Source organism: Desulfomicrobium macestii, from assembly GCF_014873765.1.
In the GTDB taxonomy this organism is placed as follows: Bacteria; Desulfobacterota; Desulfovibrionia; order Desulfovibrionales; family Desulfomicrobiaceae; genus Desulfomicrobium; species Desulfomicrobium macestii.
On sequence record NZ_JADBGG010000003.1, the window covers coordinates 204,443 to 219,105 of the forward strand.

The 14,663-nt window shown below is 61.8% G+C and carries 10 protein-coding genes; 8 read left to right on the forward strand and 2 right to left on the reverse strand.

All coding sequences use genetic code 11. From position 1 onward, the window contains the following. The 8 genes from H4684_RS03335 to H4684_RS03370 all read left to right on the forward strand — a co-directional run bounded on the left by H4684_RS03335 (position 1) and on the right by H4684_RS03370 (position 12,350). The gene (locus H4684_RS03335; RefSeq protein ID WP_092189618.1) at positions 1-846 is read left to right on the forward strand and encodes an HDOD domain-containing protein; all 846 of its coding nucleotides are present in this window, start codon (positions 1-3) and stop codon (positions 844-846) included. Positions 847-887: 41 nt separating this feature from the next. After that, a complete protein-coding gene (locus H4684_RS03340) occupies positions 888-2,069 on the forward strand; it encodes a pyridoxal phosphate-dependent aminotransferase (protein WP_192622812.1) in 1,182 nt (393 codons plus the stop codon). 15 nt (positions 2,070-2,084) lie between these two features. Then, a complete protein-coding gene (gene pgi, locus H4684_RS03345; protein ID WP_192622813.1) occupies positions 2,085-3,710 on the forward strand; it encodes a glucose-6-phosphate isomerase in 1,626 nt (541 codons plus the stop codon). 73 nt (positions 3,711-3,783) lie between these two features. Further along, a complete protein-coding gene (locus H4684_RS03350) occupies positions 3,784-5,220 on the forward strand; it encodes a histidine kinase dimerization/phospho-acceptor domain-containing protein (RefSeq protein ID WP_225940202.1) in 1,437 nt (478 codons plus the stop codon). A 12-nt stretch (positions 5,221-5,232) separates the two neighbouring features. Then, positions 5,233-6,609 (forward strand): sigma-54-dependent transcriptional regulator, encoded by a 1,377-nt coding sequence (locus H4684_RS03355; RefSeq protein ID WP_092189610.1) that lies wholly within the window; start codon positions 5,233-5,235, stop codon positions 6,607-6,609. Positions 6,610-6,621: 12 nt separating this feature from the next. Continuing rightward, a complete protein-coding gene (locus H4684_RS03360) occupies positions 6,622-9,525 on the forward strand; it encodes a DEAD/DEAH box helicase (protein WP_192622815.1) in 2,904 nt (967 codons plus the stop codon). A 79-nt stretch (positions 9,526-9,604) separates the two neighbouring features. Further along, complete coding sequence (locus tag H4684_RS03365; RefSeq protein WP_092189606.1) at positions 9,605-10,807, forward strand: HlyD family secretion protein; 1,203 nt, start codon at positions 9,605-9,607, stop codon at positions 10,805-10,807. Between the two features lie 4 nt (positions 10,808-10,811). Continuing rightward, positions 10,812-12,350 (forward strand): DHA2 family efflux MFS transporter permease subunit, encoded by a 1,539-nt coding sequence (locus tag H4684_RS03370; RefSeq protein ID WP_192622816.1) that lies wholly within the window; start codon positions 10,812-10,814, stop codon positions 12,348-12,350. Here the strand turns inward: H4684_RS03370 and H4684_RS03375 are convergent. Both H4684_RS03375 and H4684_RS03380 read right to left on the reverse strand, forming a co-directional pair. Beyond that, entirely contained in the window at positions 12,347-13,921 is a 1,575-nt protein-coding gene (locus H4684_RS03375; RefSeq protein WP_192622817.1) for a CotH family protein, read from the reverse strand. The genes H4684_RS03370 and H4684_RS03375 overlap by 4 nt on opposite strands. After that, positions 13,921-14,652: a DUF4956 domain-containing protein gene (locus tag H4684_RS03380; protein ID WP_244150280.1), complete on the reverse strand. Its 732-nt coding sequence runs from the start codon at positions 14,650-14,652 to the stop codon at positions 13,921-13,923. Before H4684_RS03380 ends, H4684_RS03375 begins: the two co-directional genes overlap by 1 nt. Positions 14,653-14,663: the final 11 nt, after the last annotated feature.

Genomic DNA, 14,663 nt, shown 5'->3' on the forward strand with positions numbered 1-14,663 from the left:
ATGTTTGAAATTGCCTCCATTCATGACCGTGTGCGTGAATTTCTTGATGAACCCGGCAACGATCTGCCGGTTTTCGATCGCACGGCCCTCCTGGTCCATCAGGAGGCCACCAAGGCCGATCCGGACACGGACAAGGTCATCAGCTACATCGCCCAGGATCAGGTTCTGGCGGCGGAAGTGCTCAAAGTCGCCAATTCCTCCTTTTTCCGGGGCATCAAGAAAGTCAGCCGGATTCAGGATGCCGTGGTGCGCATTGGTCTGCGCGAGGTGGTCAACAGCGTGATGATGGCCACGCAGCGCAAGAATTACAGCTCCCGCAACCCGTTCGTGCAGCAGTATACGGCCACGTTGTGGAAGCATTCCGTGGCCTGCGCTTTTGGCGCGCAGTGGCTGGCCAAGCGCTGCGACCACTCCGAGCTTGCGCCTGAGGCCTTCATTGCCGGTCTGATTCATGACGTGGGCAAGCTCTTGGTGCTCAAGGCCCTGGTTTCCGTGGGCGAGAAAGACAAGGACGCGCCTCGGATCACCAAGACAGCGGCCGATGAATTCGTCGAGACCATGCATCCCGAATGCGGGTTTCTGCTGCTCGAAAAATGGAATCTGCCCGAGTCCTACTGTTACGTATGCCGGGATCACCATCGCCGGGATTATGACCAAGGGAGCACCCTGCTGGTTCTGGTGCGACTGGCCAATCTTGTATGCAGAAAGCTCGGCATCGGCCTGCGCCAGGATCCCGACCTGATCCTGGTCACCAGCAGCGAGGCCGGGATTCTCGGTCTGTCCGACATTACACTTGCGGAACTGGAGATCGCGATGGAAGACCACGTAGCCAACGCGGAAATCTGACCTTCATTCACCCCAATCGTCCCAACGGAGACACTACGACAATGAAGCTGGCGCAACGCATAACCAGGATCAAGCCTTCCGCGACCCTGACCATCAACACCAAGGCTCAGGAGCTGCGCGCCGCAGGGCGGCAGATTGTCAGCCTGGCCGTGGGCGAACCCGATTTCCGCACGCCCGAGCATGTTTGCCAGGCCGCCAAGGCCGCCATGGACGAAGGCTTCACCCGCTACACCCCCGTGCCGGGCATTCCCGAGCTGCGTACGGCCGTGGCCAAATATTTCAAGACCTTTTACGGCGTGGATGCGGCCATGGAGAACGTGGTAGTGACCAACGGCGGCAAGCAGAGCCTGTACAATCTGTTTCAGGTGCTGCTCGATCCGGGCGACGAAGTCATCATCCCCGCGCCGTACTGGGTCAGCTATCCGGCACTGGTGCAGCTGGCCGACGGCGTGTCCGTTTTCGTGGCCACGGAACCGCAGAACAATTTCCTGGTCAGCGTGGAACAGCTGGAGGCGGTCCGCACCCCGCGCACCCGTTGCCTGGTCATGAACACGCCCTCCAATCCGACGGGCTGTCATTACACCCAGACGCAGCTTGACGCCATCGCCGCCTGGGCCGTGGATAAGGGCGTCTTTGTCATCTCCGATGAAATCTACGATCAGCTGGTCTATGCTCCGGCCAAGCCTGCGTCCCTGGCTGCCTGGTGGCAGCGCTACCCTGAAAATTTTGCCGTGGCCAATGGCCTGGCCAAGAGTTTCGCCATGACCGGCTGGCGGGTGGGCTACACCCTGGCCCATGCGGATCTGATCAAGGCCATGACCAAGATTCAGGGCCAGTCCACGTCCAACATCTGTTCCATCGCCCAGAAGGCGGCCCTGGCGGCCCTGACCGGCGGGTGGGACTGCCTGACCCCCATGCGCGAGGCTTTCGTGCGCAGGCGTGACCTTGGCCTGGCCATGATCCGCGAGTGGGGACATGTGATCTGCCCGGAACCGGCTGGCGCGTTCTATCTTTTTCCGCAGGTGGACTGGTACTACACTCCTGAAGTGCCGGATTCCACGGCCCTGTGCGGCTTGCTGCTGGAAAAGGCCGGCGTGGCCCTGGTGCCCGGGGCCGCATTCGGCGACGACCGCTGCATTCGTATTTCGTATGCGCTCGATGACGATACTCTGTCCGGTTGCCTGGACAGGATCGGCCAGGTTCTGCACGGCTTGAAAAAATGATTGGAGGTAGGCCCTGTGATTGACCAGTCCCCCCCGTGGAAAGCCCTTGTCGAACATGTCGCGGAGCTCAAGCACATGCGTGAGCTTTTTGACCGTGATCCGGGTCGTTTCGACCGTTTTTCAGCGGAAGGCGCCGGTCTTTTTCTGGATTATTCCAAGAACAGGATCACGGACAAGACCATGAACCTGCTTTTCGATCTGGCCGGCGAGGCCGACGTGGCCGGGCGGGTGGAGGCCATGTTTTCCGGTTCGCGCATCAACACCACCGAAAATCGGGCCGTGCTGCATGTGGCCCTGCGGGCGGACGCGGACCAGTTCATTCTCGTGGACGGGATAAACGTCGTGGAACAGGTGCAAGGGGTGCTGGACCAGATGGACGTGTTCACGGGCAAGGTCCGCTCCGGGGAATGGAAGGGCTACACGGGAGCGCGCATCACGGATGTGGTCAATATCGGCATCGGCGGGTCGGATCTGGGGCCGCGCATGGTCACGGCGGCTCTCGACCACTACCGTCAGCAGGATCTTGATTTTCATTTTGTTTCCAACATCGATGGCACGCACATCTCCCAAGTGCTGGGCAAGGTGCGCCCCGAAAGCACGCTTTTCATAATTGCCTCCAAGACCTTCACCACCCAGGAAACCCTGACCAACGCGCACACCGCCCGCGACTGGTTTCTGCGGAGCGGGGCGGCGCAGGCCGACGTGGCCCGGCATTTCGTGGCTCTGTCCACCAATGAGGCCGCTGTCCGGGAGTTCGGCATCGACCCGGCCAACATGTTCGCCTTCTGGGACTGGGTAGGGGGGCGCTACTCCCTGTGGTCCTGTATCGGCCTGTCCATCGCCCTGGCCGTGGGCATGGAGAACTTCCGCGAGCTTCTGGCCGGCGCCAGGGAGATGGACAAGCATTTTCGCACAACGCCCTTTGAGCACAACATCCCTGTGCTGCTGGCGCTTCTGGGCGTGTGGTACCGCAATTTCCACGGTTTGGAGTCCCATGCCGTGCTCCCTTATGACCAGTATCTGGCACTTTTGCCCGCGTATCTGCAGCAGGCGGACATGGAGAGCAACGGCAAGGGCGTGAACCGGGACGGAATACCCGTGACCCACGCCACGGGCCCGATCCTGTGGGGCGAGCCCGGCACCAACGGCCAGCATGCCTTTTACCAGCTTTTGCACCAGGGCACGACCGTGGTTCCCTGCGATTTTCTGGTAGCGGTCAATCCGCTGCATGCGGTCGGCGAGCATCACACCATCCTGCTGGCCAATTTTCTGGCCCAGACCGAGGCCCTCATGCGCGGGCGCACCCTGGCCGAGGCCGAAGCGGAACTCGCGGATCTTGAACCCCAGGCCCGAGAGGCGCTGGCTCCCCACAAGGCATTTCCGGGCAACCGCCCGAGCAACTCCCTGCTCTACGAGCGCCTCACTCCGCGCACGCTTGGCAGCCTGATCGCCATGTACGAGCACAAGATTTTCGTGCAGGGCGTCATCTGGGGGATCAATTCCTTCGACCAGATGGGCGTGGAGCTGGGCAAGCAGTTGGCGGGGGTGATTTTGCCGGAGCTTCGCGGCGGGGCGGCAGGCGTGCACGACGCTTCGACCCTGGGGCTTATCCGCCACTGCATTGACCGGCGCAAGTCTTGAAAACCAACATTGAATGCCCCGGGGCTGCGAGCCCCGGCCCTTGCTCTTCCACATTTTTGACCTCGGCCAAAGCATGAAGCTCAATCCCTTTCGCGTTGATCCGGCCCATCCCTTTCAGCTGGTAAAATTCCTGTCCATCAGCACGCTGGTGCTGATTCTTGCGTCAAGCAGCCTCATGTCGGTGTTCATGACCAATTACGCCAAGAGCGCGCTCCTGAAGAAAAATCAGGCCTTCGCCAGACTGTTGGCCGAGAACCTGAACCATCAGATCTACAGGCGTTTCACCTTGCCCGTAGTGCTCGGTTTCGGGCGTGTCGAGCTCAAGCGCAAGGACCAGTACGAACGCCTGGAGCAGGTCATCGAATCGACCATCCATTCCTTTCATGTCCTTGATCTGCGCATCTACGACGAGCAGAACGAGGTCGCCTTCAGCACCGATGCCGAGCAGGTCGGTAACAACGAATTGGGCGACGAGGCCGTGCAGGCGGCGATACAGAGCGGCAAGATCAGCTTCGAATTGCAGAACTCCCTGAGCATCTGGGATGTGCTTGCCGCCATCAACCTCGAAGACGGGGACGTGGTGCTGCGCACGGTCTATCCCTTGAGAGCCGAACGCGATTTGCGCTTTCGGGACCAGCCCGGACCGCTGCTGGGCATTCTGGAACTGACCCAGGACATCACCAGCGATTACGAAACCGTGCTGCACCTGCTGCGGCTCATCATCCTGACCACGTTCATGGGTTCGGCCGCTCTTTACGGGCTGATCTTTTTTCTTGTCCGCAAGGCCGACCGGGTGCTCGATGAAAGGCTGCGCGACAAGGACCGCCTGGAAAAGGAGTTGCTCCAGAACGAAAAGCTTGCCTCCATGGGGCGCATGGTGGCCAGTATCGCGCATGAAATCCGCAACCCGCTGGGCATCATCCGCAGCAGCGCGGAGCTTCTCCTCAAAAGGCAAAAGGCCGAAGGCGGAACCAACGTGAAGATGCTCGAAGCCATTTTTCACGAGTCCAAGCGCTTGAGCCAGACCGTGAACGATTTTCTTGATTACGCTCGCCCCCGTCAGCCTTCCCTGGAGGACGTCGATCTGGAGAAGGTCGTGCGCCATGCCGTGGGATTCCTGACCCAGGAGGGACAGGAGCATGGGGTGGTGGTGGAAAGCTCGTTGCCGACGAGGTATGTGGTCCAGGGAGACCGGGATCTTTTGTATCGGGGTTTCTACAACCTGATCAGCAACGCAATCCAGGCCTGCTCCGATGGCGGGCATGTGCGCATCATGCCGGTCTGCCATGAGGACCAGATGGCAGTGCTGGTGCAGGATACGGGCACGGGGTTTGATTCCAAGCAGCTGGACCGTTACGTCGAGCCTTTCTTCACGACCAAGGACACAGGTACGGGCCTGGGCCTGGCCATAACAAGTTCCATTTTTCAGATTCACGGCGCGGAGATGATCTTAAGGAACGGTCCTCACGGTGGGGCCGAAGCCTTGGTGATTTTTTCCGAGCCATGCTAGCGGGTAATACACATGGGCAATCACATACTGATCATCGACGACGAGAAAAACTATCTCCTGGTGCTGGAGGCCATCCTCGAAGAGGAGGGGTACACGGTCACGGCCCTGGGCGACCCGGTCATGGCCATGACCTACCTCGACGAGTCCGAGGTCGATGTGGTCATAACCGACATGAAAATGCCCGGCATGACCGGCCAGCAGGTTCTGGAGACGGTACGCAAGCGTCATCCCCATGTCCCGGTCATGATCATGACTGCTTTCGGCACCATCGATCGCGCCGTGGATGCCATGAAGAGCGGGGCTTTTGACTACATCACCAAGCCATTTTCCAATGACGAGATCCTGCTCTCCGTAGGCAAGGCCATGAAACTCTCCCACGCGGAGCAGCAGAACCGTCTGTTGCGGGAAAGCCTGGCCGAAAAGTTCGGCAAGGAAACCATCATCGGCAACTCCAAGCCCATCCAGGATGTCCTGACCCTGGCGGGCAAGGTCGCCCCTACGCGCAGCAACGTGCTGGTCACGGGCGAGTCCGGCACGGGCAAGGAATTGGTGGCCCGGGCCATCCACATCGCCTCGGACCGCAAGGACATGCCGTTTATCTCGGTCAACTGCATGTCCCTGAACCCGGGCGTGCTGGAGAGCGAGCTTTTCGGCCACGAAAAGGGCTCCTTCACCGGAGCGATGGCCCTGAAGCGCGGCCGCTTCGAGCTGGCCCAGGGCGGGACGCTTTTCCTGGACGAGATCGGGGAGCTTTCCCAGGAGATGCAGGTCAAGCTTCTGCGCGTGCTGCAGGAGCGGGTGATCGAGCGGGTCGGCGGCACGGAGACCATTGCCGTGGATTTCAGGCTGGTGGCGGCCACCAACAAGAACCTGCAGGAGGAGATCGTGGCCGGCAGGTTCCGCGAGGATCTCTTTTACCGCCTGAACGTGGTCAACATCCATCTGCCGCCCTTGCGCGAGCGGCGTGAGGACATCCCCATCCTGGCCAGCCATTTTCTGCGCAAGTTCTCGCTGGAGAACAACCGTCAGGTGCACGGCTTCACTCCCGGCGCCATCGACTATCTTTCCGCCTACGAATGGCCGGGCAACGTGCGCCAGCTGGAGAACGTCATCGAGCGCTGCGTGGTCCTCAGCAGCCACGACGTGATCGATGTGGACGATCTGCCGGCGGAGCTGCGCGACGAGGAGATGCAGTTCAAGAGCGCCGTGGATCTTTTGCCGCTCAAGGTCAATCTGTCCGAAACCCTGGAAAAGATCGAGGCGGCCCTCATCCGCCGGGCCATGGTCCGCTCCGGATTCGTGCAGGTCAAGACGGCGGAGCTCCTTGACGTGTCCAAGAGCCTGCTGCAGTACAAGCTCAAGAAATACAAGATCTCGGCCAAGAACTAGCGCGTGTCCGGGATGAGCGAAGCCTCTGTCGCCGATTTGCTGGCCACGGTGGAGCAAACTCCGTGGCTGGCAGTGGATATCGTCGGGCGCCGGTTTTTTCCGGCGCAGGCCCCGCGATTCACCGCCCCGGCGCGGCCCTGGCCGCCCCCGGTGCAGCGCGGTCTTGAGCTTCTGGGCGTCCGCGAGCTTTACGAGCATCAGGTCCGGGCCATCGATATGGTCCGCTCCGGCCGCCACGTGGTCGTGGCCACGCCCACGGCCAGCGGCAAGTCCCTCATCTACAACCTGCCCGTGCTTGAGGCCTGCCACGCGGATCGCCGCACCCGGGCCCTGTATCTCTTCCCCCTGAAAGCCCTGGCCCAGGATCAGCGCCGGGCGCTGGATTCCCTGGCCGCCGGTCTCTTTCCCACGCCCACATCGGCCATCTACGACGGGGACACCTCGGCCTCGCAACGTTTGCGCATACGCCGGGACCCTCCAAACGTTCTCTTCACCAATCCGGACATGCTGCATCTGGGGATTTTGCCCAGCCACGAAAAGTGGTCGGAATTATTCGCCAATCTTAAATTCGTGGTCGTGGACGAGGTGCACACCTATCGTGGCGTCATGGGCTCGCACATGGCCTGGGTTTTTCGCCGTCTGGTCCGTCTCTGCCGGTTGCACGGAGCGAACCCGACCTTTGTCTGTTCTTCCGCGACCATCGCCAACCCGGAGGAGCTGGCCTCGAATCTGACCGGGCTGCCCATGAACGCGGTTCTGGAAGGCACGGCCGCAAGCCCTCCGAAGCACATGCTCCTTCTGAACGGTGTGGACGGAGCCGCCCGCAAGGCCATCGGACTGCTGCAAGAGGGCATGAAGCTGGGCTTGCGGACCATTGTCTATTGCAAGTCGCGGCGCATGACCGAGCTTATCGCCCTGTGGGCGGGAGAGGCAGAGGGCGAGGAGCGGGAGCGCATCTGTGCCTATCGGGCCGGATTCCTGCCGGAGGAGCGGCGCGAGATCGAAGCCCGCCTTTCTTCCGGAGAGCTGTTGGCCGTGGTTTCCACCAGCGCCCTGGAGCTTGGCATCGACATCGGGGGGCTCGATCTGTGCATTCTGGTCGGCTATCCCGGCTCCATCATGGCCAGCTTGCAGCGCTCGGGCCGGGTGGGGCGAGGGGGGCGCGAGGCCGCGACCTTCCTGATCGGACACGAAGACGCGCTGGACCAGTATTTCATGCATCATCCCGAGGAATTTTTTGCCATGAAGGCCGAACGGGCGGTCATCAACCCGGACAATCCGGTCATTGCCGCCAGGCATATGCAGTGCGCGGCGGCGGAAGCCTCGCTGCATCGGTCCGATCCGCTGGTCCGGGAAAATTCCGGGCTGGTAGCGGACCTGGTGCGTGGGGGCGAGCTGCTGCAGAGCCGGGACGGGCAGGAGTTCTTCTCCAAGGCCAGGCAGCCTCATCGGGGCGTGGCCCTGCGCGGCACGGGTTCGACTGTGGTCATCATGGACATGGACAGCGGCGAGCGGATCGGGATGGTGGACGGTTTTCGCGCGGTGCTGGAGACCCATCCCGGCGCGGTCTATCTGCATCGGGGCGTGACCTATGTGATCGCGGATCTGGATCTTGAGACCCGGATGGCCAAGGCGCGGCGGGCCAAAGTCTCCTACTATACCCGCGTGCGGCATGAGAAGAGTACGGAGATCATCGAAGTGAGCGCCACCCGGCCCGTATTCGGGGCCATGGTCAGTCTCGGACGGCTCAAGGTCACGGACCAGGTTACGGGATACGACCGCATCAGCACGCGCGGCGGACGGAACCTTGGCACCGTGCCCCTCGACATGCCTCCGCTGGTCTTCGAGACGCAAGGGGTCTGGATCGCCATCCCCGAGTCCGTGCGCAGGCAGGTGGAAGGGCAGATGGCCCACTTCATGGGCGGCATCCATGCCCTGGAGCACGCCGCCATAGGCATGATGCCTCTTCTGGTCATGACGGACAGGAACGATCTGGGCGGGATATCCATCCCGTTTCATCCACAGGTCGGCTCCGCGGCCGTGTTCATCTACGACGGCCTGCCCGGCGGGTGCGGGTTGGCCGAACAGGCCCACGCCGAATACGAAACACTGCTTGAGCGCACCGCCCGCGTGATCCGGGACTGCGCGTGTGAAAACGGGTGTCCGGCCTGCGTGCATTCCCCCAAGTGCGGCTCCGGCAACAGGCCCATCGCCAAGGGTGCGGCCTTGATGGTGCTGGAGGGAATCATGAACGCCGCCCCGCCGGTGGAAGCCGCATCGCAGGAGTTCGCGACCCCCCGCATCGAGATGGCCGAGCCGCCTGCCGTTGCCGTTCAGGATGCAGTGTTGAACCCGCTGCCGCCGGATTTTCGCTACGCGGTTCTGGATCTGGAAACCCGGCGTTCCGCGCAGGAGGTCGGGGGCTGGCACCGGGCCGACCTGATGGGGGTCAGCTGCGTGGTCGTCTATGACTCGGGGGTCGATGATTTTCGTGACTACGGGCAGGAGGACGTGCCGCGTCTGGTAGGGGAGCTGGTGGAGTTCGATCTGGTGGTCGGGTTCAATATCCTGCGCTTCGACTATGCCGTGCTGGGCGGCTTGAGCCGTTTTGATTTTTCAAGTCTGCCCACCCTGGACATCCTGAGGAGTGTCCATGAGACCCTTGGGTATCGCCTGTCCCTCGATCATCTGGCCCGCGAGACGCTGGGCGCAGCCAAAAGCGCCAGCGGCATGCAGGCCCTGGCCTGGTGGAAGGAGGGACGTCTCGCCGACATCATTTCCTATTGCCGCCAGGACGTGGCCGTGACCCGCGATCTTTTTCTCTTCGGCGTGAGGCATGGGCACCTGCTCTTTCGCAACAAGGCCGAAAAGATCGTGCGCGTGCCCGTGGATTGGGCCGTGAATTGGGAGGGATAGACGTGGCCGGGTCTTGCCAAGGGCGGCGGACAGGTTTACCGCCCTCCATGTTTTGATAAAACGTGAAAGGAAAAATTTCATGACACCCACTCCGGATACCACTCCCGCCAATGGCCGTGCGGGGCGCAAGCGTTTCGTCGTATTGATCGTCTTCATCCTCATCGTCGGAATCGGCGTCCTGCAGTACGTGCGCGGTCTGGGACGGGTGTCCACGGACGACGCCTTTGTCGATGGCCGAATCTATCAGATAACGCCACGGGTGGACGGGTACATTTTGCAGGATCTGGTCGAGGACAACCAGCTCGTGGAGGAGGGGCAGCCGCTCCTGGTTCTCGACCCCGTCGGTTACGAGGTGGGCGTGGCCCAGGCGCGGGCCGATCTGGCCACGGCCGAGGCGCAACTGGAGTCCCTGCGCAAGGGCGTGCCCCTGCAGAAAAGCCAGACCGAATTCCAGGTCCTGGGCGCGCGGGCCCAACTCGACAGCTTGATGCGCAGCCTGGATCAGGCCCGCCTGGAAGAGGCCGCGGCCAGACAGATGGTGCTGCAGGCCGAGGCGGAGCTCAAGAATGCGGAGCTTGGTTTCAACCGTCTTTTCGAATTGCGCCAGGGCGGGGTCGTTGCCGAATCCGCTTTGGACGAAGCCCGCTCCGGGCTGGACAGCGCCCGCGCAAGGACTGCAGCCGCCCGAGACAAGGCGGATGCGGCGGAGCGCAATCGGGCCTCGCTGCGTGAAAATGTGGCGCGCCTTCAGGCCAACATCGGTCTGGCCCAGACCGGGCACGAGGTGGCTTCAATCAAGGATCTGGAGGTGGCGGCCCAGGAGGCGCGGGTGGACCTGGCCCGGGCAAAGGTGCGCAAGGCCGAGCTCGATCTGGGCTACACCCGCATCCTGGCTCCGGCAAAAGGGCATGTGACCAAGAAGCGGGTTCAGGTCGGGCAGATCGTGACAGCAGGGCAGCCCATCATGGCGCTTGTGCCCCTGCACCAGGACCAGCTCTGGATCACGGCCAATTTCAAGGAGACCCAACTGGCCCGGGTGCGGCCCGGACAGAGGGTCGATATCGAGGTGGACACTTTTCCCGACCGGGAGTTCTCAGGCCGGGTGGAGTCGGTCATGGCCGGTACGGGAGCGGTTTTTTCCCTCTTTCCCCCGGAGAACGCCATGGGCAACTACGTGAAGGTAGTGCAGCGCATTCCGGTCAAGATCGTTCTTGAATCGGCCAATGCGACGGACAGCCTGCGGCTGGGCATGAGCGTCGTCCCGACCATCCATCTGGACTAGATCCATGGCTCCGGCGCGCGCCACGGGCAAGTGGCTCATCACCCTCAGCGTCATGATCCCGACGCTGCTGGAAATACTCGATACCTCCATCGCCAACGTGGCGCTGGGGCATATCCAGGGCTCCCTGTCCGCCGGTCAGGACGAGGTGACCTGGGTTCTGACCTCCTATCTGGTCGCCAACGCCATCGTCATTCCCATGAGCGGCTGGCTGGCCCGGATCATGGGGCGCAAGAACTACCTCATGGCCTCGGTGACCCTATTCACCCTGGCCTCCATGCTTTGCGGCCTGGCCCAGAGCCTTGAAGCACTGGTCGTGTTCCGGATCATCCAGGGCATCGGAGGCGGCGGCCTGCAGCCCATGTCCCAGGCCATCCTGCTTGAGACCTTTCCGCCCCGGCAGCGCGGGCTGGCCATGGCCATCTTCGCCATGGGCGCCGTCCTTGGCCCTATCCTGGGGCCGCTGCTTGGCGGGTACATCACGGACAATTATTCCTGGATCTGGATATTCTACATCAACGTGCCGCTGGGCATTCTGTCCCTTTTCATGTGCTGGTCCTTCATCTTCGACCCCTCCTATCAAGAGCGCCGCGTGGCCGGGGAAAAGGTGGACTATCTGGGCCTTGCGCTCCTGTCCGTGGGGCTTGGCTGCCTGCAGATCGTGCTCGACAAGGGGCAGGGAGACGACTGGTTCGCCTCGCAGCACATAGTGATACTGAGCATCCTGGCCGCGATCTGCCTGTGCGCGCTGGTGTGGTGGGAGCTTCGGCATTCCAACCCGATCATCAATCTGCGCACCTTCCGCTATCCCAATTTCGCGGCCGGCAACGTGGTCATGTTTTTCGGATTTTTCGCGTTTTTCGGGTCCATCGTGCTTTTGCCCATGTATCTGCAGAACCTGATGGGCTACACGTCCTATCTGGCAGGTCTGGTCCTTGGGCCAAGCGGAGCCATCATGCTCCTGCTCCTGCCCGTTGCGGGGAAACTCACGGAAAAGATCGACGCCCGTTTTCTGCTTTGTTTCGGACTGACGGTTTCGGGGTTTTCACTTCTGTTCATGTCCAATTTCACCCTGCAGATCGACATCGATACGGCCATTCACGGGCGTAACATCCAGGCCATCGGCATCGCCTTCTTCTTCGTGCCGCTGTCGTATCTGACCATGGCCTTCATCCCGCGCGAGAGCATGAACAACGCCTCGGCCCTCTTCAATCTGCTGCGCAATCTGGGCGGGTCCTTCGGCACGGCCTTCGTGACCACGATCCTGGCGCGCCGGGCCCAGGTGCACCAGCATCATCTGGTCGAACACCTGACGCCCTACGATCCACCGTTCACGCAGGCCCGCGACGCCCTGGAAAAATTCATGGGGCTCGATCCCGTGCAGGCCGCAGGAGTCATCTACAGCCATGTGCTCAAGCAGGCCGCATACATGGCCTACGTGGACGTCTTCTACATCCAGGCCCTGTTCTTCTTTGGATTGGCGGTGTTCATGTGGATCATCAAAAGGCCCGACCACGGCACGCACATGCCCGAAGGCATGCACTAGGACCCGGGCTGGGAGGGCAGGAAGACGGCGCGGATCCGCGTATCGTGTTCCAGGGCAAGCTCAAGGCGGCGCTGAAGGATTTTCCGGCCGTCCAAGATCCAGTGCGAAAAGTCGCGGTCCGGGCGCGGCTCCAGGGTGACCTTCTGCCCTTGAAAATACAGCCCTTCATATTCCCCGGGCGTATCCTGCCCATCGATCAGGACCGGTTCAGGGCTCTGCACCTGGCAGGCAACAACCTCTGGCGCTTTCAGATCGGCCACGGATTCGGCCATGAGGAGAGCGCGGCGCTCAAGCAGATAGGATAACGCCAGTTCTTCGTCGAAGCATTCAATTCCGGTCTCTTTTTCCAGCCGCGCATAGTGATCGACGCGCTCCGTGAGCCATTCCCGGCTCAGGCGGTGGTTGATGCTCCAGGTCAGCCGCCACAGCATCTCTTCTCTGAAACGCGGGCTCGAATCCCACATCCCTTTGAAGACAGAGGCCCGCATGCCGTGGGCGTCGCGGAAGTTCTTCCAGCCTGCCCGGTTGGCGGGAATTCCGTTTGCACGAAGCCCGGCAAAGGCCAGGTCGGCATCCCATAGCACGCTGCGCCAGCGTGGGGCAGGCTCCGTCTCGTCCAGCAGAAAGGCTCCCTGATTCCAGTCCTGCCATTGCAGAAAGGCAAAGGTGGTCATGGCATTCATGAAGTCGCTCATGTCCAGTATGCCTGACACGCGGTCATAGTCCCACAGGCCGAAGAAAGGGTCGACGCGCAGGCGCAGGGCTTTGTACCGGGCCGTGTCCAGGACCGAGTTTTCGGATTCGAGCATGTAAAAGGCGAAGTCCTCGTGTCCGAGCTTGCGCTCCCAGTGGGTGCGGTTGACGTGTTCGCTGGCCAGGCCCAGACCGAGATTCTCGCCGTTTCTGCAAAGCAGGATGGGAGCATAGTCCGGCGTGATCGATCCGATGCGCCGGGCCACGTCGAAGGCGAGCATATTCACGAAGCCGGGGATCAGGTTCTTTTCCGTGCGTGTGACCACCTTGCGGATCTTCATTTCCGAACCATCAAGGAACGCCGCGCCGGGGACACTTTTCTGCCCGTAGCTGTTGCGAAAATAGAGGCGAAAACAGTGCAGCATGTCGCGCGTGTCGCGATTGCCCTGCAGGCGGATTCCAGCGGGCGCGGCCAGGAGCTCCCGTCCGTTTTGCATGACCACGACTCCTGCCGGGCGCTCCCAGTTCCGTCCGCGTTCGCGGCTGTGGGCCTTGAGCCCGGTTTCCGGATCATGGAGATCTTCGTCCGCGACGCGAATGGCCACCACCCGCATGGCGGAATCGGCCAAGGGAAGTGCGTCTTTTCGGGCCGCGGCGATCAGGGCCGAGGCATCCTGTTTTTGTCTTGGGATGGTTACGGGGAGACCCTGCTTGGCGAGCAGGGACGACTTGCGCGAACTGCCCAGATCGTCCCTGAGCACGGCGATGCGCCAGGAGCGCTCCTCTCCCCAATGGTGCAGGCGCAGTCCGAAGTAGACCAGAATCAGGCCGCAGAGGACCAGCAGCAGGACCGAAAGGCGTCGCAGAGACCTTGGCATCAGATGCTGACCTGGTCGTTGAACATGGAGACGGTGGCCCCTTGGGCGCAGGTCAGGGCGTGTCCGCGTACGCGGGTCAGCAGGTCGGGACTGCCCTTGGCGAAGCGCAGGGTCACTGCCGCGCCTTCGCCGGTTTCAACCACGGAGATGACCCGTACGCCGGCAATGCCGGTGACGCTGGGCAGGAATTCCGTCGAGGACGATTCGGCGTTGCTTCCGGGCAGGTTGACCAGGATCGTGCCCTGTTCGCTGGCGGCCAGGGGCAGGCCGCGCCAATTGATGAGGAACAGGCCGAAGGTCGAAACGGCCAGCAGGATGAGCAGGAAAAGGAGGTTGAAGGTCGCGCAGGAAATCGCGGTGGCGATGGTCAGCATGATGAATCCGACTTCTTCGGGCTCCTTGATGGGCGTACGGAAACGGACGATGGACAGCGCGCCAAGCAGGCCCAGCGACAGGGGCAGGGAAAACTGTACGCAGATGAAGATCGCCGTGACCGAAATGCCCAGAAGCGGAAAGGAGCGATAGGCGAGGCTCCCTGTGCCGCGCGGCCGGTAGAAGCGGACATAGAGGCGCGAGATGTACAGGGACGCGAAGAAGGAGACCAGGAGCAGGATGAAGAAGGTGGTCAGGCCGATGTTCGCCATCTCTTCATGACCGGATGTTCCTGATTTGATCAGCGCCTCGTATATGTTGGCCAGAAAATCCACGCTGCTCGGGATGAGTTCGTTCACGAAAGGTCTCC

Bases quoted from the DNA above. Each gene is read 5' to 3' on its own strand.
- H4684_RS03375 (WP_192622817.1), bottom strand. From the start codon at position 13,921: ATGCCAAGGTCTCTGCGACGCCTTTCGGTCCTGCTGCTGGTCCTCTGC.
- H4684_RS03365 (WP_092189606.1), top strand. From the start codon at position 9,605: ATGACACCCACTCCGGATACCACTCCCGCCAATGGCCGTGCGGGGCGC.
- H4684_RS03370 (WP_192622816.1), top strand. From the start codon at position 10,812: ATGGCTCCGGCGCGCGCCACGGGCAAGTGGCTCATCACCCTCAGCGTC.
- H4684_RS03340 (WP_192622812.1), top strand. From the start codon at position 888: ATGAAGCTGGCGCAACGCATAACCAGGATCAAGCCTTCCGCGACCCTG.
- H4684_RS03335 (WP_092189618.1), top strand. From the start codon at position 1: ATGTTTGAAATTGCCTCCATTCATGACCGTGTGCGTGAATTTCTTGAT.
- H4684_RS03360 (WP_192622815.1), top strand. From the start codon at position 6,622: ATGAGCGAAGCCTCTGTCGCCGATTTGCTGGCCACGGTGGAGCAAACT.
- H4684_RS03355 (WP_092189610.1), top strand. From the start codon at position 5,233: ATGGGCAATCACATACTGATCATCGACGACGAGAAAAACTATCTCCTG.
- H4684_RS03350 (WP_225940202.1), top strand. From the start codon at position 3,784: ATGAAGCTCAATCCCTTTCGCGTTGATCCGGCCCATCCCTTTCAGCTG.